This is a genomic window from Sphingomonas sp. GW821-FHT10C01 (assembly GCF_059415525.1).
Map to the genome: position 1 here is coordinate 254,091 of NZ_JBWKNK010000002.1, position 17,229 is coordinate 271,319.

The 17,229-nt window shown below is 64.6% G+C and carries 16 protein-coding genes and 1 riboswitch; of the genes, 7 read left to right on the top strand and 9 right to left on the bottom strand.

From position 1 onward, the window contains the following. Positions 1-698 precede the first annotated feature (698 nt). Together AC07M1_RS13295 and AC07M1_RS13300 are read right to left on the bottom strand one after the other, a co-directional pair. Positions 699-1,466, bottom strand: coding sequence for a thioesterase family protein (locus AC07M1_RS13295; RefSeq protein WP_495163096.1), 768 nt, complete (start codon positions 1,464-1,466; stop codon positions 699-701). Further along, positions 1,463-3,004 carry a class I adenylate-forming enzyme family protein gene (locus AC07M1_RS13300; protein WP_495163097.1) on the bottom strand — a complete coding sequence of 514 codons (1,542 nt, stop codon included), beginning with the start codon at positions 3,002-3,004 and terminating at the stop codon, positions 1,463-1,465. The genes AC07M1_RS13295 and AC07M1_RS13300 overlap by 4 nt, the downstream gene beginning before the upstream one ends. Positions 3,005-3,094: 90 nt before the next feature. Between AC07M1_RS13300 and AC07M1_RS13305 the strand changes: the two genes are divergently transcribed. Further along, positions 3,095-3,889, top strand: coding sequence for an SDR family NAD(P)-dependent oxidoreductase (locus tag AC07M1_RS13305; RefSeq protein ID WP_495163098.1), 795 nt, complete (start codon positions 3,095-3,097; stop codon positions 3,887-3,889). Here AC07M1_RS13305 and AC07M1_RS13310 read toward each other — a convergent pair. Then, a complete protein-coding gene (locus tag AC07M1_RS13310; RefSeq protein WP_495163099.1) occupies positions 3,886-4,518 on the bottom strand; it encodes a LysE family translocator in 633 nt (210 codons plus the stop codon). The two genes, AC07M1_RS13305 and AC07M1_RS13310, sit on opposite strands and share 4 nt — an antisense overlap. Before the next feature lie 17 nt (positions 4,519-4,535). Beyond that, positions 4,536-4,617, bottom strand: a riboswitch (ZMP/ZTP riboswitch). Between the two features lie 180 nt (positions 4,618-4,797). Between AC07M1_RS13310 and AC07M1_RS13315 the strand changes: the two genes are divergently transcribed. Together AC07M1_RS13315 and AC07M1_RS13320 are read left to right on the top strand one after the other, a co-directional pair. Continuing rightward, entirely contained in the window at positions 4,798-5,214 is a 417-nt protein-coding gene (locus AC07M1_RS13315; protein ID WP_495163100.1) for a hypothetical protein, read from the top strand. A gap of 121 nt (positions 5,215-5,335) precedes the next feature. Then, complete coding sequence (locus tag AC07M1_RS13320) at positions 5,336-5,497, top strand: Flp family type IVb pilin (protein WP_495163251.1); 162 nt, start codon at positions 5,336-5,338, stop codon at positions 5,495-5,497. A gap of 117 nt (positions 5,498-5,614) precedes the next feature. On the opposite strand, the gene AC07M1_RS13325 is transcribed toward AC07M1_RS13320, so the two are convergent. Both AC07M1_RS13325 and AC07M1_RS13330 read right to left on the bottom strand, forming a co-directional pair. After that, positions 5,615-6,322, bottom strand: a complete 708-nt coding sequence (locus tag AC07M1_RS13325; protein ID WP_495163101.1) for a glutathione binding-like protein — start codon at positions 6,320-6,322, stop codon at positions 5,615-5,617. 67 nt (positions 6,323-6,389) lie between these two features. Further along, positions 6,390-7,622 carry a TCR/Tet family MFS transporter gene (locus AC07M1_RS13330; RefSeq protein WP_495163102.1) on the bottom strand — a complete coding sequence of 411 codons (1,233 nt, stop codon included), beginning with the start codon at positions 7,620-7,622 and terminating at the stop codon, positions 6,390-6,392. Between the two features lie 249 nt (positions 7,623-7,871). On the opposite strand from AC07M1_RS13330, the gene AC07M1_RS13335 reads away from it, so the two are divergent. From AC07M1_RS13335 to AC07M1_RS13345, 3 genes are all read left to right on the top strand, one after another. Next, positions 7,872-9,083, top strand: a complete 1,212-nt coding sequence (locus AC07M1_RS13335; RefSeq protein ID WP_495163103.1) for an acyl-CoA dehydrogenase family protein — start codon at positions 7,872-7,874, stop codon at positions 9,081-9,083. A gap of 135 nt (positions 9,084-9,218) precedes the next feature. Continuing rightward, positions 9,219-10,289, top strand: a complete 1,071-nt coding sequence (locus AC07M1_RS13340; protein ID WP_495163104.1) for an acyl-CoA dehydrogenase family protein — start codon at positions 9,219-9,221, stop codon at positions 10,287-10,289. A 230-nt stretch (positions 10,290-10,519) separates the two neighbouring features. Beyond that, entirely contained in the window at positions 10,520-11,494 is a 975-nt protein-coding gene (locus tag AC07M1_RS13345; protein ID WP_495163105.1) for a hypothetical protein, read from the top strand. Between the two features lie 154 nt (positions 11,495-11,648). On the opposite strand, the gene AC07M1_RS13350 is transcribed toward AC07M1_RS13345, so the two are convergent. The 4 genes from AC07M1_RS13350 to AC07M1_RS13365 form a co-directional block, all read right to left on the bottom strand. Continuing rightward, complete coding sequence (locus tag AC07M1_RS13350; protein WP_495163106.1) at positions 11,649-11,933, bottom strand: hypothetical protein; 285 nt, start codon at positions 11,931-11,933, stop codon at positions 11,649-11,651. Further along, complete coding sequence (locus AC07M1_RS13355) at positions 11,930-12,541, bottom strand: DedA family protein (protein WP_495163107.1); 612 nt, start codon at positions 12,539-12,541, stop codon at positions 11,930-11,932. The genes AC07M1_RS13350 and AC07M1_RS13355 overlap by 4 nt, the downstream gene beginning before the upstream one ends. 3 nt (positions 12,542-12,544) lie before the next feature. Then, entirely contained in the window at positions 12,545-13,177 is a 633-nt protein-coding gene (locus AC07M1_RS13360; protein ID WP_495163108.1) for a class I SAM-dependent methyltransferase, read from the bottom strand. Between the two features lie 167 nt (positions 13,178-13,344). Then, entirely contained in the window at positions 13,345-13,818 is a 474-nt protein-coding gene (locus tag AC07M1_RS13365) for a YbaK/EbsC family protein (protein ID WP_495163109.1), read from the bottom strand. Between the two features lie 375 nt (positions 13,819-14,193). Between AC07M1_RS13365 and AC07M1_RS13370 the strand changes: the two genes are divergently transcribed. Continuing rightward, positions 14,194-17,049, top strand: coding sequence for a TonB-dependent receptor (locus tag AC07M1_RS13370; protein WP_495163110.1), 2,856 nt, complete (start codon positions 14,194-14,196; stop codon positions 17,047-17,049). Positions 17,050-17,229: the final 180 nt, after the last annotated feature.

The window sequence follows — 17,229 nt, forward strand, 5'->3', positions numbered from 1 at the left end:
GGGCGGCAGGGGGCGCCGCTGTGGTGCCCTTCTGAACCTCCGCTGTCGCAACCCTGTGTCAGCGCGACGGGAAAGTGTCGCAATTTGTATCGGGGCTCGACCCGTGCAGCCTCCGTCGCCCCGGGGCTTGGACCTTGCGCGATCGGGTGGATTCCGGAGATCGTCGGCCAGCGGAAGACCGTCGACAAGTTGACGAAATTACGCGGAACGCGGTTCATTCTGTCAACTTCGTCGCCTGTGTCGGAGGCGGTTCGGCCGTTTTGCCGTGGGGATCGACTGAATCAAAGAGCGGCGCCGAGCACCAAATGACGCAAGCAAATCAATTCCAACATCGCAAGTGGGGTGGCTATTGGGTGGCCAGCGGTCGCTGGCGCAAGACGTGCTAGTGCCTCATCTTGAGGCGGCGGGGCCCTTCGGGCGTAGCCCAGTGGCTCACGTCATCGCTTGGATAGAGAGGCTCACCGGCGGTGGTCCATCTGCCCAATCTCATAGGGTTCCTCGTCTTCACCCGAGAAAAACTGATACTCGACTGTCCAGCCTAACCGCGTGAGTTCCGCCGCGTGGCGACTGGATCCCGTCCGTAGCAACCCACTCGGCATCCCTTCCTCCGAGAATGTAATGCTGGGACTACGATCCTAATGGCGTGGGACCCAACGCACGTAACGCGACTCTAACCGACCGCCTAGTCTTGCTGTGGCTTACCCGAAAATAGCCACCCCTTGCATCCCCTCCGCCACCCGCACACCATCAGCGTTCGACATCCGCATCGACTGGCTGGAATAGCCGTCCCGCGCCCGGTCGGTCTCGGCTTCGAGCAGCCACCAGCCGTCGTGGGTTTCGGGACGGGGCTGGAGGATGTTGACGATCCAGGTGAGCGAGGAGAGCGGAGTCATCTTCTGGAACAGCTTGAACGCCGCCGGAGGCAGCGCATCGCCCATCGCCATCAGCTCGACTTCCGGGTCAAGCCCTTCGCGGTCGATCAGCCGGCCCCAGCGCAGCCATTCGGTGGCGCCGGGCGCCTTGAGATCGAAGAAGTTGAAGTTGCCGGTGAAGAACTCCGCTGGGCCGGTGTAGAGCGAGGCGTCGGCGGGCGGAGGGCGGTGGTCCGAGAGGGCTGTCACGTCATGGTCGATCGCCGACTGGAGTTGCGCCATGAAGACGAAGGTCGTGCGCAGGCCGAGGCCGGCTTCGGACACCATATCCGCCTGAATGAACGCGGCGTTGCGCCCGCGGCGCAGCTTGGTCGCGGTGACGGTGACCGGGCCGGAGAGCGGGCCGATAAACGCCACCTGCGCCGAGCGGAGTGGGGGCAGATCCGGTTCGATCTGCTTCGCCGCCGCCAGCGCCAATGCGGTCGATAGCCCGCCATAGGCGGTTCTTCCCTGCAGCCAGTTGGACGGGATTTCTGTGACGAAACCAGTCTCACTGCGCTGTGCCTGCGCCAGAAGAGCGGGGAGCGAGGTCATGCCGGAAGCGCCTCGACATAGCGGTCGCGCAGCTCGCGCTTGAGCACCTTGCCGATCGCACTACGCGGCAGTTCGTCGACGGGAAGTAGCGCGGCGAGCCGCTGGGTCTTGCCGAGCGTCGCATTGATCGAGGTCAGCAGTTCGGTGGCCGGCGTTTCGTCGGTGGGGACATAGAAGCCGACCGGCGTCTCGCCCCATTGTTCCGACGGCACGCCCACCACGGCGCAATCGCGGACGCCGGAATGCTTGGCCAATTCCGCCTCGATGTCGCTCGGGTAGATGTTGAACCCGCCCGAGATGATCAGGTCCTTCTTGCGGTCCAACAGGGTCAGGAAGCCCTCCGCGTCGAACCGCCCGACATCGCCGTGGCGGATATAGCGGTTACCGTCGGCATCGAACCACTCCGCATCGGCGCTGGCCTGTTTGCGGCCGTGATAGCCGCTCATCATCGCCGGGCTGCGGCCGACCACTTCGCCCATCTCACCCTGCGGCACTTCGTGCCCGTCATCGTCGATCAGGCGGATATCGTGTCCGGGCACGGGCATGCCGACGGTGTGCAGCTTGTTGGGGAACATGTTGCACATCAGCACGCAGGTGCCGCCGCCCTCCGTCATACCGTAATATTCGATCAGCATGCCCGGCCAGCGTGCCAGTACATCGGCCTTGAGCGCGGGGGAGAAGGGCGCGCTAGTGCAGGTCTTGATGCGGAAAGCGGAGAGATCGAAGCTGTCGAAATCCTCGATCGCCATGATCCGCTGATACTGGACCGGAACCAGCATGGCATGGGTGCCGCGATGCTTTGCCGCCGCTTCGAGGAAACCGCGCGCGTCGAACTTGCCCAGCAGTACGGCGGTGCCGCCCCAGCCGAGCGTCGGGATGAAGCTGACCAAAGTAGTGTTCGAATAGAGCGGGGTGGCGATCATCGTCACCGCATCGCCGAACCCGGCGGCGGCATTGTGCACGATATGCGCCCAGCGCATCGCGTGCGGCTGAACGATTCCCTTCGGCATGCCGGTGGTGCCCGAGGAATAGATGATGTTGAACGGGTCTTCGGGAGCCATCAAGGCCGGGGCCGGGGTGCCCGCGTCGTCGAGCCACGCGTCGAACGCGATGCCTGCGTCACTGCCGTCGAGCGCCACCCGCTTTGCCGAAATCGCGCGCTCGCCGAGCGTCGCGGCGGCATCGGCATCGAGGAACACGATTCCGGTGCCGCTGTCGTCGATCATCGCCGCCATCTGGTCGCCGGTGGAAGAGGGGGCTACCGGGGCCGGAGCGCCCCCTGCGCGGATCGCGCCGAGGAAGAGTGCGGCATAGTCGAGCCCCATCGCACCGACGATCGCTACTGCCTGTCCGTGGCCGAGGCCGTCGCGTTGGAGCGCCGCGGCGACCGCATCCATGCGAGCGTCGAGCTCGGTGTAGGTGAGGGTGGCGTCGCCCTGGATGATCGCGGGCTTGTCTCCGCGCTCGCGTGCATGGGCGGCGATCAGATCGGACAGGGTGCCGAAGGGCTGGGTCAGGATTTCGGCGGCGGTTTGCATGCTCTCTCCTCGATTCGGATGGAGTGCTAGGCGAAACCGCCATTGGCTGCCATACGCGATCTTCGAAAATGTGTCAGGGAGCGAGCGGAGATGAGCGGTTCGATGGACGGCATGGTCGCGATCGTCACAGGCGGCGGCACCGGGATCGGCGCGGCGGTGGTGCGCAGGCTGGCGGCGCGCGGGGTGCGCTGCGTGATCAATTATGCGTCGAGCAAGGGTGCCGCCGATGCGCTGGCGGCGGAAATCGGTAACGGATCGATCGCGGTGCAGGCCGATATCGCCGACGACGCGCAATGCCGTGCGCTGGCCCAGGCCGCGACCGATGCATTCGGGCGGATCGACCTGCTGGTCAACAATTCGGGCAAGACCAAGTTCGCCAATCACGAGGATCTGGATGGCCTGAACGCCGATGATTTCCTCGACATCTATCGCCTCAATACCGTCGCGCCGTTCCAGATGATCCGCGCCTGCGCCCCGGCGATGCGCGAGGGGCCGGCGAGCGCGGTGGTCAACATCGCATCGGTCGCGGGCGTGTTCGGGAACGGATCGTCGGTGGCCTATGCCGCGTCCAAAGGCGCGCTGGTGACAATGACCAAGAGCCTCGCCCGCGTTCTGGCCCCCGCAATCCGGGTCAACGCGGTCGCGCCGGGCTATGTCGGCACCGGCTGGTTCAGCGAGCGGATGACGCAAGAGGCGTTCGAGGCGTTCGAGAAATTCATCGCCGGCCAGACGCCGATGCAGATGGCCGCGCACGCCGAGGATATCGCCGGGCCGGTGGTGAACCTGCTCGATCCTGCCAGCCGCGTGATCACCGGGGAGACAATGCTGCTCGACGCGGGGGCGCATCTCGACGTCGGCCTCTCCCGACGACCGGGCAAAGGTTAGCGCCGTGCCTCGGTCGCCATCCGCACCGCGAGGCCGGCGAGCACCGTGCCCATCAGCCAGCGCTGGACCAGCGCGAAGCCGGGGCGGCGCTGGAAGAAGCGCGGAATGAAGGCGGCGCAGACGATGATCGCGGCGTTGACCGTGACGCTGGTGGCGATCTGGATCGAACCCAGCACCACCGCCTGACCCAGCACGCTGCCCTTCGTCGGATCGATGAACTGGGGGAGCAATGAAAGGTAGAGAACCGCGACCTTGGGATTGAGCAACACGGTCACCAGCCCCATCGAGAACAGCCGCCCCGGCCCGTCCTGCGGCAGATCGCGCACCTCGAAGCTGGAGCGGCCGCCGGGGCGCACCGCCTGCCAGGCGAGCCACAGGAGATAGGCTGCGCCGGCGATGCGGATCGCATCATAGGCGAAGGGTACCGCCATCAGCAGCGCGGTGAGACCATAAGCGGCGCAGAGCATGTAGACGACGAAGCCCAGCGCGATCCCGCAAAGCGAGATCAGCCCTGCCGTGCGCCCCTGAGAGATCGAGCGCGAGATCAGGTAAATCATGTTCGGTCCGGGTGTCAGGACCATGCCGAGCGCGATGGCAGCGAAGGCAAGCAATGTGTCGGGTCCGGGCATGTCATCCTCCAGGTCGAGAGCGATGCCCAGACGCGCGGCGCAACCCGCTCGCGCTTCCCGATGGTGTCCCATCTTGCAGCGTCAGTCACGCGGCGGTGAGGGAAGGTTAGGCGGGCTATGGGGCGCGGGGAAGGGCAGCGCTGCTAGGGTTGCCGCAAGTGTGACTTTACCGGCTGTCGGTCATCCGGAAGCGCTTTTCAGCCATTGCTCATGTCCCGCTCATGCCGCTCACCTCGGCCCGTGCAAGGAGGGGGCGGTATTTTCAAAGGAGGCAGAGGCATGAACGGATCGAGCAAGGCGGCCGGGATGGCGGCGGGCGGTAGCGCCGCCTATCGCGCGGGCGTGGGCGTGGCGGCGCTGACATCGTTCCTGATTGTGTGGACCACGATCGTCCGCGACAGCGTCGACAGTGCCGGCTTCTTCCTGTTGGTCATGGCGCCGGTCGTGGGCGGATACGCCGCGCGGTTCCGGGCGGCGGGGATGGCGCGGACGATGCTGGGCGTGGCGGTGATGCAGCTTGTCTGGACCCTTGCCGTCGCAACCGCGCCGGTGACCGCGCAGGTGCCGGACGGCGTGTTCAAGACCTGGCTGTTCGGCGGCTTCTTCACGCTGCTGTGGCTGGTATCGGCGTCGTTGTTCCGAGCGGCGGCAAGGGCGGGCCAAGAAGGCGTGGCGGGCCTTACCGACGGTATCTGATTCGGTGAATCGCCAGAATGGGTAATAACGATTCGTCAGAATGGGGAATTCGGTCACAATGACATTAACCGCGACCGTGTAGTGATAGCTCTTCCAGTGTGGAGGAAGATCTGTGCGTAATATTATTCCAGTAATTTGTCGTAACAAGCGCGGTGCAACGGCAATTGAATACGGATTGATCGCGGCATTGATTGCTGTTGCGGCGATAGCTGCGATGCAGGGTCTTGGAAATCAGGTATCAAAGACGTTTCGCAACGTATCTTCTAATATGAAGGCGAGTTAATCCAGAAATGTTGTTGGGCAGGGCCGTGTCATTTGGGCTCTCCCGGGTTCTGGCGTGCGAGCGTTGCGAAAAATGGCGGGTTCGGCGTGATTTTCGAACCCGCCATATCATACCATTTTATGTCGTTGCCGTGTTCGCTGCGGTCTGACCGAACAGGATCTTCTTGTCCTCTTCGCTCATCGTCGGGTTGCCGGGACGGACTTCCTCGCCCTTTTCATAGGCGCGGATCGTCGCGGGGCGGGCCTTCACGGCTTCGAACCAGCGCTTCAAATTCGGGAAATCGTCGAGATTCTGGCCCTGCGCTTCGTGCGGGACGATCCAGGGATAGATCGCCATGTCGGCGATCGAATAGTCCTCGCCTGTCACGAACGGCTTGCCCGCGAGCTGGCGATCGAGCACGCCGTAGAGGCGGTTGGTCTCGTCGATATAGCGCTTCTGGGCGTAGGGGATCTGCTCGGGCGCGTAGCGGTTGAAATGGTGGTTCTGCCCGGCCATCGGGCCAAGGCCGCCCATCTGCCACATCAGCCACTGCATCTGCACGACCTTGTCGCGCTGGGCCGGGCCAAAGAACTTGCCGGTCTTGTTGGCAAGATAGGTCAGGATCGCACCGCTCTCGAACACACTGATCGGCTCGCCGCCATCGGCCGGATCGGTGTCGATGATCGCGGGCATGCGGTTGTTGGGGGCGATCTTGAGGAAGTCGGGCTTGAACTGGTCGCCCTGGCCGATGTTGACCGGATGGATGGTGTAGGGGAGGCCGGCTTCCTCAAGGAACAGGGTGATCTTGTGGCCGTTCGGGGTCGGCCAGTAATAGAGGTCGATCATGTCGGGGAAGCCTCCGGCTTGGGTTGGAGCCGCGAGATAGGAAGCGGCTCGCCGTGTACAACCGCCGTTACGCTGCCGGTTCGGATTCCGCCGCGTCGCGCTTGTGAACCTTGGGCACCACGCGCAGCACGATGATGATCAGCGCCCCGAAGGCGAGCGCGGCGGCGAGGACGAAATTCCCCGCGTTGAAGCCGTGCTCCGCCCCGAAGGCCAGCGCCTGAGTGAGCGCCAGCGGCGCGAAGATCAGCGCGACGCTGTTCAGGCTGGCGATGCCGCCCTGCAGTGCGCCCTGGCGGCTTGCATCTGTCATGCGGGAGAGCAGCGCGTTCATCGACGGGAAGGCGAGCGCCTGGAACGCGCTGACCGCGAGGATGACGTAGATCATCCACGTCTCGCGCGCGAAGATATAGGCGGTAAAGGCGAGTCCGCCCGCCGCCATGCCGAGCACGACGGTGCGTTCCTCGCCCCATGCCTTGATCGCGCGGCCGGTGACCAGCATCTGGACCGCGGCCATGCACAGGCCGGCGGCGGCGAGCGACAGGCCGATCATCTTCTCGTTCCAGCCGAGCGTGATTTCGCCGAAGAACGCCCAGGTCGCGGGATAGACCATGTGCGCGAACTGCCACAGGAACATGGCGGCGAGCAGCCAGCCGGCATTGCCCGAATGGAACAACGGCTTGAACGCGGCAAAGATGTGCGCATTGCCCCAGCGGAAGGGGCGGCGCCCCTCCGGCTTGATCGTCTCGGGCAGCATGGTGAGGATCCAGATCGCGTTGAGCCCCGCCAGTACCGCCGCGGCGATGAACGGGGTTCGCGGACCGAACCCGGCAAGCAGGCCGCCGAGCGCCGGACCGAGGATGAAGCCGATGCCGAATGCCGCGCCCATCAAGCCGAAGGTGGCACCACGTTTTTCGGGTGGGGTGACGTCGGCGAGCACCGCATTGGCGGGGCCGTACGAGGCGCCCGCGATGCCGGCGATGACGCGGCCCAGGAACAGCCAGCCGATGGTGGGGGCGGCGGCCATCAGGGCATAGTCGATCGAGAAGGCGATCATCGAGAAGAGCAGCACCGGCCGCCGTCCGATCGCGTCGCCCAGCGTACCGAGGATCGGACCCGCGAAGAACTGGGCGATCGCGAAGGCGACGAGCATGTAGCCGCCAATCCGCGCCGCATCCTCGAGTCCGACATGAGCGAGCTCGACGATCAGTCGCGGAAGCACCGGCATGATGATGCCGAAGCCGATCGAGTCGATCATGACCGCGGTCAGCACGATCGGCACGGCACGATGATGGAAGCGCATGAGGTCCCCTTTGGACGCGGCTTTTAGCCGGAGCGCGGCGGTGTGTCTCGGGGGATATCTCAACGGATCGCGAGGCTGCTGCCAAAACGGTGCTTGACCTGCCTAGGGCCATACCGCAAACTCGAAAAATGGCTTCGAGACCGACTCTGGCTGGGACGGGTCCGGAGACGAAGTAGAACATGTCGGTGCCGATGTTTGGACTCGCGCAAGTGAGCGTGTCTCCGGCGCGGAGGGGAAAAGGAGAATAAGGTGGCAACCCTGGCAGAACCGGCGACGGCGAACGAGCTCGACTCTTTCCGTACCGAGGTGCGCGAATGGCTGGCGGCGAACTTCCCCGCGTCGCTCAAGGGCAAGGACAACACCATGTCCGCCGTCGAAGGCCCGACCGAGGAAACCCCCGATCAGGCCGCCTGGCGCAAGGCGATGGGCGAGAAGGGCTGGGGCGTGCCGACCTGGCCCGCCGAATATGGTGGTGGTGGGCTTTCCCGTGCGCAGGCCAAGGTGCTGGCGGACGAGATGGCGAAGGTCGGCGCGTGGAACCCGATCGGCGGGATGGGCGTGATGATGTTCGGCCCGACGCTGCTGGAATATGGCAACGAGGCGCAGAAGCGCGAGCATATCCCGGCGATCGCCAAGGGCGAGGTGCGCTGGTGCCAGGGCTATTCGGAACCCAATGCCGGGTCGGACCTGGCCAATTTGCAATGCTTCGCCGAGGACAAGGGCGACCATTATCTGGTCAACGGCCAGAAGACCTGGACCAGCGGCGGGCAGTGGGCGGACAAGTGCTTTTGCATCGTCCGCACCGACAAGACCCAGAAACAGGGCGGGATCACCTTTGTCCTGATCGACATGGATACGCCGGGCGTCGAGGTGAAGCCGATCCAGATGATCAGCGGCATGTCGCCCTTCTGCGAGACCTTCTTCACCGATGTGAAGGTGCCCAAGGCGAACCGCGTCGGCGAGGAGGGGCAGGGTTGGACGATCGGCAAGCGCCTGCTCCAGCACGAGCGGACGAACCTGTCGGGCGGCGGATCGCGTCTGATGCCGAGCGGGCCGTCATTGGCCGATATCGCCAAGAAATATGTCGGTGCCGATGCCGAAGGCCGCGTCGCCGATCCGGACCTGCGCGCACGGATCGCCAAATGGGAGATGGACTGGCGCGCCTTCCTGCTGACCGCGATGCGGGTGCAGGCGGAGAGCAAGGCTGCGGGCGGGGTATCGGAGGTCTCGTCGATCCTCAAGACCGTCGGCACCAAGCTGGGCCAGGAGCGCGCCGAACTGCTGATCGAGATCCAGGGGATCGAGGGGCTGGGCTGGGAAGGCGAGGGCTTCAGCGAGGCGCAACTCAAGGGCACGCGTGCCTGGCTCTTTGGCAAGGCGACGACGATCTATGGCGGATCGACCGAGATCCAGAACAACATCATCGCCAAGCGGATTTTGGGGATGCTGGACCACCAGTGAGTGTTCGTCACCCCGGCCTTGTGCCGGGGCCCACCGTGCCGCGGGCGATGCACAAGAGGCTCGATCGCATCGCGTGAGGCGGAGTGGATCCCGGCACAAGGCCGGGATGACGATCGAGAGGTTTGGAGAAGAAGAATGGCCGTTCTGACCGAAGAACAGACGATGCTGCGCGACATGGCGCGCGATTGGGCCGGGAATGAGAGCCCGGTTTCGGCGTGGCGCAAGGTGCGCGATGGCGGCGATGCGGCGGGCTATGACGCCGGCGCCTTTGCGACGATGGCCGAGATGGGTTGGACCGGGATCATCATTCCCGAGGCGCAGGGCGGCAGTGACTTTGGCTGGCTGAGCCTGGGGCTGGTGATCGAGGAGCTGGGCAAGACTCTGACGGCCAGTCCGCTGGCGTCGTCGGCGGCCGCGGCATCGGCGATCCTGCTCGGCGGGAGCGAGGCGCAGAAGGCCAAGTGGCTGCCGAAGATCGCGAGCGGCGAGCTGGTCGCGACACTGGCGGTGGATGAGGGGCCGCGCTTCGATCCGGCGACCATCGCCGCGAAGGTGGGGGGCGGTAAGCTATCCGGCACCAAGGCGTTCGTCGCCGAGGGCGATAGCGCCGGACTGTTCGTGGTCGCGGCGACCGATGGCCTGTACCTGGTGGAGGCGGGTGCGGGCGTGACTGTTTCGCGCCGGCATCTCGCCGACGTCCGCAGCCATGCGCAGGTCACGTTCGACGGCGCGGCAGCCGAGAAGCTGGCTGAGGGCGGCGACGGGTTGCTCGACGCGGTGATCGATCGCGCGGCGGTGCTGGCGAGCGCCGAGATGCTCGGCATGGCCGGCGCGGCGTTCGACACGACGCTGGCGTACCTCAAGCAGCGCGTGCAGTTCGGACAGGTGTTGGCGACCTTCCAGGCGCTGCAGCACCGCATGGCGAATCTGTTCAGCGAGATCGAGCTGATGCGATCGGCGGTCGAAGCCGGGCTGGCGGCGATCGATCGCGGTGGCGACACGCGTCAGGCGGCGTCGCTGGCAAAGGGCAAGGCCAATGAGGTCGGCCATTTGATGAGCCGCGAGCTGATCCAGCTGCACGGCGGCATCGGCATGACCGACGAGTATGACGCGGGCTTCACGCTCAAGCGGATGCGCGTGCTCGAGCAGATGTGGGGCAATGCGGCGTATCATCGGGATCGCTTCGCGCGGTTGAGCGGGTTCTGAGGCGAACGCTGGTCGTGGGCGCGAACCCCCGGGAGGTTGAACCCGGTGGGACGGGCGACGCCTGCCCTTGGCCAGCAGGCGCGGTCGACAACCCCTTGTTATCGATGCCGAAGAGGGATTCGCAGAGCCCGTTGATCAGAGTTCACAATGCGACGCCGATGACGTAGGGCTGCTGCTTCCGGAAGCCGATCGCTACTGCAGGTCGCCAAAACTGCCAGGCGGAGGAAGTGTTGTTGTTGAAGAGAGCGTTGGCTTCGGCCCTGTTTTGCGCCCTGATCAGTGGTTGTGGCAACGGTGGATCGTCGGGCGGCGTGATTGTTACGCCAACGCCAACGCCAACGCCCGCGCCCACTCCGACGCCTACACCCACACCGGCACCGATCTATAACCAGGCAGTTTTTGGCCAGAACCTCTCGTTTACGGGGCTCAGCGTCTCTCTTTCCGTGATCACTCCATCGGATGGGAGTCCGGTGGTTCGCACCTCTGGAATAGATGAGAATCCGGAGAGCGGGCGCCTGACTTATACCGCAAACAACGAAGCTGCCGCAGTTGCCTTCGCACAGGAAACGTCGTCCTTCACCGCTGCCAACATCATGTATCGGAGCGATTGGGTGAAGGACTACCGCTTGGCGACCGCTGGCGGCGAGGACACCCTCCTTATTGCCTTATCTCAACCGAGCGACAATTACTTCGTCCAGGTGAGGCAGGCGGTGAAGGACACCGTATTATCGCCTGCCGGTGCCAGGGACCTGACCCGTTTTTTCATCGGCGGCTCTCCGACCGTTGTGACGGACATGCCTAGAACCGGCGGGAGCTCTCGCGACCGCTTGGTATTTTCGGCTTCGCGCGGCTATTCGCGGTCCAACAGCTTCTACGGCGGTGGCGGGGTCGGCGAGTTCAATTTCGGCGAAGGCATCATGAGTGCCGGAATCGACATTTTAATAACCGGCGGTGGTGGTAGCGATGGCGGGATTGGAACCGCTGACTCTGGCAGGCTCTACTTCGCGGGACGGATCGACCGCCAGGGCAACAAGCTGGAAGGTACCATCACCGGCCAGTCGTACCAGCCCTCCGGGCGCTCGTACTCGGGCACGTTTACGGGCCTGTTCTTTGGGCCTCAGGCTCAGCAGTTCGGGGTCGTCTGCAGAGTGATTCGTTCGGATGGCTTCGTGATGGTCGGCGTTTTGTATGGACGGGCAAAGTAACATCGCCGTTCGATGTCGTTCGGCAGCTCGGTGAGCGAGGGAATTGCGGCCGCGTCTGTCTGCTCATCGTGCCCGACAGAGGCCTGTGTCCGTAACTGGGGCTTTAGGCCTTGATCTTCCATATAATGCCGATCAGGGTCCAGCTGCCTCAGCCTCATGCCGCCAGGTTTCTGGCCAGGACGAAGGGGACCGCGCCCACGATCGCGACGATGGCGATGCGGACGAGCAGATAGCCGCGGACATCGCGGCGGGAGAAAATGGTGCGCAGATAGCGCAAATCCCCGGCGAGGGTCAGCAGCGCTCCGCTGAGGGCGGCGTAGGCGAGAAACGTCGCGACCGGCACGCCCGAGAACCCAAGTCTTGCCGGCAGAATGACCATGATGGCGAAGTTGACGGCGAAGGGCAGCAGAAGGTCCGGCCGGATGAAGTGCCGGCTCATGCTTGACCGCTCTCGTGCGAGCGCCGGATGACGCGGACCAGTGCGACAATCAGAAACTCGGCGGCGACGAGCGCGATCGACGCTCGCAAGCCGACATAGAACAGGGAATGCGAGGTGCCCTTCAGCAGGAAGCCGAGCAACAGGAAGGGCAGGTTCCAGACCAGAATGCCGAGCGTAGCGGCGGTGAGGAATGAGATGGTCGGTAGCTTCAGCACGCCGGCGGGCAGCCCGAGATAGACCCGCGCCACCGGAATGGTCTGGCCGAATGCCGTTACCCGAAAGCGATTGCGCCGATAGGAGGCCGCCAGCCGCTGGTAGGTCGACAGCGGGAAAAAGACATATTTGCCGAAGCGCGCGACAAGCCGCTCTATTCGTTGTTCGCCCAAGATACGGCCGATCGCGAACCAGCCGGCCGAGCCGCATAGCGAGCCGATCACCGTGATTCCCAGCATCAACGTCAATCGTGGCAGATCGGGCGCGTTCATCCCCAGCGCCAGCAGCATGACGTAGGACGGAACGACCGGGATGAACTTCTCCAGCGTCGCGACGAGGAAAACGCCCATCAATCCAAGGGACAGCAGGTCGGTAACCAGGTCGGGGCCAGGCATGCGTCAGTCCGCCTGTGCCTGGCGGGCGGCGATCCGGTAAACCGAAGCCGGGGGGATATTCCGCCGGATCGTCGCGATGCGAACTGCATTCAGGTCGAGGCGCTGAAGCACCGCATCCGGCACCGGGCAATTGCGGCCATAGGTGAACAGGTAGAGCGGCGCGCCGCTGCGCATCCGCATGAAGGCGGCCCGCAGGATCGCCTCGACCTTCGCCGGCTTCATGTTCAGCAGGCCGAGTCCGCATATCGCCGCGCCGAACAGATCCGATGGCGATCGGTGAGCTTCGGCCAGGTCGGCGGCATCGATGCTGAGGATGTTCGCCCGCGGAAAGCGTCGCTTGAGCAGTCGCGCGAAGCCATCGTCATATTCGACGAGGGTCAGGTCATGTTCCGCGACACCCCGATCCAGCAATGCCTGCGTGAACACCCCCGTCCCAGGACCCAATTCCAGCACCGGTCCGGTTCGCGCATCGAAGTCACGCGTGATCAGTTGAGCCAGCGCCTTGCCCGACGGGGCGATCGCCGCGACGCTGCGTGGATTGCCCAGCCAGGCCGTAAAGAAGCGGATGCGATCGAGCGGCGACGTGGCAGCCGGCCCGCGCAGCCGATTGGTCTTTCTAGAGGCATTCCAACGCATAAGGGGACGGTCCAGTTCGTCTCATGATGGCCGACATCGATCCGATGGCGGTGGCGGGCAAGGTGGCAGGAGAAGGCGCGAGGGAAGGCATGGAGGCATCGGGCTACCAATAGTGATGCACTATGACAATACAGCGATACACTTTGCCCGTGAATACACCGCCGATCTCACCCATCGGCAGGCGGGCCGCAGATATCGACCCACTCGGCGCCAAGCAGCGTCGCGAGGCGATCCGTCGCGACCTCGACCGAGCTGTTGCGCGAGCCGGCGGCCGGGAAGACGGTGGCAAAGGCGCGCAGGCTGACGTCGCAATAGATCGGTAGCGGGGCGGGGAGTCCGAAGGGGGAGACGCCGCCCACGGGATGGCTGGTGGCGGCGAGCGTCTGGTCCGCGTCGAGCATTCGCGGCTTTCCGCCGAGCGCGGCCTTGGTCTTCTGATTGTCCAATCGGGCGTCGCCGCGCGCCACCACCAGCACGACACGCTCGTTGACGCGCAACGCCAGCGTCTTGGCGATCTGTCCCGGCGTCACGCCCAGCGCTGCCGCGGCCTCGATGACGGTAGCGGTGCTTTGCTCGGCCTCGATGATCGACAGGTCGGGCGCGCGTTGGGCGAGGTCGTTGCGGACGGATTCGTAGCTCATGGCGCGGGACATAGGAGCAGCGGTGTGCGGACGGCAATGTGCTTCAAGCGGGGCTTGGCTCCTGTTCTCCGCCATCCCGGCCTTGTGCCGGGATCCACGGTGCCGGGTGCGATACGACGGAGCCGGGAATTCCACGCGCGCGGCGTGGCGGATCCCGGCACAAGGCCGGGATGGCGGAATGGGAAATGGAGTCATTTCGAACAAGCGTTCAGCATACCCTTTATGCTGCACTGCCGCGTGGCGTGCCCGATCTACGCTAGTGTAAGTGGCAATTTGCAACGGTTTTGTGGTCTTGACCGCAAGCCGGATAAACGATCTATTCGAGTTTGCGGTATGGAGCCGGGAGGCGCTCCAACCCGAACGGGAGTGGGATCTATGAAACGGATTAGCCTTTTCTCGGCTGCGGCCATTCCGGCGCTCGCCATCGCCACGGCGTCGCCCGCCTTCGCGCAGGACACGCAAAAGCCGGCGGAGCCCGAGGCGGCGGCCGGTGAAATCGTCATTACCGCGCAAGGCCGTGCACAGCAGCTTGCAGACGTACCGTTGGCCGTGTCCGCGGTGAATTCGGAGCAGATGCAGAATTCGGGCGCGAACGACATCCGCCAGCTCAATCAGGTCGCGCCGTCGCTGCTGGTGTCCTCGACGGGCAGCGAGGCGAACGGTTCGGCGCGCATCCGTGGCATCGGTACGGTCGGCGACAATCCCGGCCTCGAAAGCTCGGTCGCGGTGTTCATCGACGGCGTCTATCGCTCGCGTTCGGGCATCGGCCTCAACGAACTGGGTGAGATCGAGCGCGTCGAGGTGCTGCGCGGGCCGCAGGGCACGTTGTTCGGCCGCAACGCCTCGGCGGGCATCATCAGCATCGTGTCGAAGGCGCCGTCGTTCAGCGGTTTTTCGGGCGGCGCCGAGGCGAGCTACGGCAATTACGATCTGATGCGCTTCAGCGGCAACCTCAACGTGCCGCTGGGCGAAACGCTCGCGGCGCGGGTTGACGGCGTCTATGTGAAGCGCGACGGCTTCTATAACGACGCGACCAACAAGACCGACGTCAACGATCGCGACCGCTATTTCCTGCGCGGGCAGTTGCTGTTCGAACCGTCGAGCGACCTGCGCATCCGCCTGATCGGCGACTATACCAAGCGCGACGAGAAATGCTGCGGCGCGACCTATGTCAGCAACAGCGTCAATCCGTATATCGGCAACCTCAACAATCCGGCGATCCCGCTGCAACAGCCGGGAGCGGTGCCGGGGCGTACGAATGACAGCGGCAACAATATCGTCAACGTGCTGACGGCGCTGGGCCAGAACCCGGCGGCGCTCCACGCCGGCTGGTCACGCGAGCTGTCGGTGTCGCCGGGCCGGACCTATGGCGGGCGGACCGAGGATTATGGCGTCTCGCTCCAGGCCGATTGGAGCTTCGGCAACACGACGCTGACCTCGATCACCGGCTATCGCAATTATTTCAGCAGCCAGGCTTCGGATACCGACTATAGCGCGGTCGACATCCTCTACCGCGCCGACAATGACGGCTCGTCGCGCCGGTTCGAGACGTTCAGCCAGGAACTGCGGCTGCAGGGCACGGCATTCGGCGACAAGCTCGACTGGCTGGTCGGCGGCTATTTCGCGAACGAGAAGCTGACCGCGACCGACAATCTGCGCTTCGGCAACCAATATGGCCGGTTCGCGAGCTGCCGCATCGTTTCTCCCGGCGGGCTTTCGGCACTCTACTCGCCGACTTCGCCCGCATGCCTTGCCGCGCGTCCGGCGCTGTTCGGCGCGGCGTCGCCGCTGATCTATGCGGCGTTCGACAATCTCGATTCGATTAACGACCGCGGCACCACGCGCGACACCTATCGCCAGGACAGCCGCAACTGGGCGCTGTTCACGCACAATATCGTCCACCTCACCGACACGCTCGATCTGACCCTGGGCCTGCGCTACACCAATGAGCGCAAGAAATTCGCGGCGAGCTTCGGCAACGACAACACCGCCTGCGTCGCCAATCAGGCGTTGCTCGGGGCGTTCGTCAACCCGAACAGCCCCGGGTTCAACACCGCGCTGTTCGCCGTGTCGCAGTCGCTGATCAACCTGTCGTGCCAAGGCAATTCGACCGCCGAGCTCAACGGCGTCTCGATCAGCGACGAGCGCAAGGAGGACCAGTTCACCGGCACCGCGATCCTGTCGTGGAAGCCGATGCAGGACCTGCTGCTCTATGCGAGCTATTCGCGCGGCTACAAGGCGGGCGGCTTCAACCTCGACCGGTCGGCGCTCAAGGCGCCGGTGTCCTCCTTCGCCAGCCTTGGCGGTGCGCAGGCGCTGGTCAAGAACCTGCAGTTCGACCCCGAGATCGTCGACGCGGTCGAGATCGGCGCGAAATACGCGACCGGGCCATTCAGCCTGAACGTTTCGGTGTTCCGCCAGCAGTTCAAGAACTTCCAGCTCAACACGTTCGACGGCACGGTGTTCATCGTCCAGAACGTCAATGGCTGTAAGAGCAGCCTGGGCGGCGCCGATCGGGACCAGAGCGCCAACCCCGGATCGGCCAACTATATCGCGCCGGTGATCGCGGCGGGCACCGCGTTCAACCTCAACCCGGCGCTGGGCACCGGGGCATGTCCCAAGAACGATGTCGGCTATGGTGTCAGCTCGACCGGTGTCGAGCTGGAGGCGACGTTGGTGCCGCACCGCGACATCCGCGTGGGCCTGGGACTGACCTACGCGAATACCAAGTATCGCGACAATCTGGTCGGCAACTCAAGCGGTGCTCCGCTCAACCCGGCGCTGCGCATGCTGCCCGGCGACAACCTCTCCAACGCACCGGAGATCGTCGCCACCGGATCGTTCGCCTGGACGCCCGATATCGGGTCGAGCGGCCTGTCGGGGCTGTTCTACATCGACAGCCGCCTGACCGATGACTTCAACACCGGTTCGGACCTGTTCCCGCAGAAGGAGCAGACCAGCTATGTCGTGGTCAACGGGCGCGTCGGTATCCGCGGCAAGGACGAGCGCTGGGCGCTGGAATTCTGGGCACAGAATCTGTTCAACGAGAAATACGCCCAGGTCGCGTTCAACTCGCCCTTCCAGCAGGGTGGGTCGACCACGCCGCCCTATGCGGCCGGGTTCACCGCGATGCCGTTCGCCGATCCGCAATTCCCGGGCGGGCGCCAGATGTTCTCGCAGTTCCTGGCCGAGCCGCGGACCTATGGCATCACCGGGCGGATCAAGTTCTGAGAGGTGCAGGTTCGAGAGGGTCGGGAACATTTCGATTACAGAGCCGTCACCCCGGCCTTGTGCCGGGGTCCACGGTGCCGCGTTGGCGGCCCTCGAACTTCTTGTCCAACGCCAGCCGCCCGGTGGACCCCGGCACAGGGCCGGGGTGACGGATGAGGTGAATTGAAACGGGTGTGAATC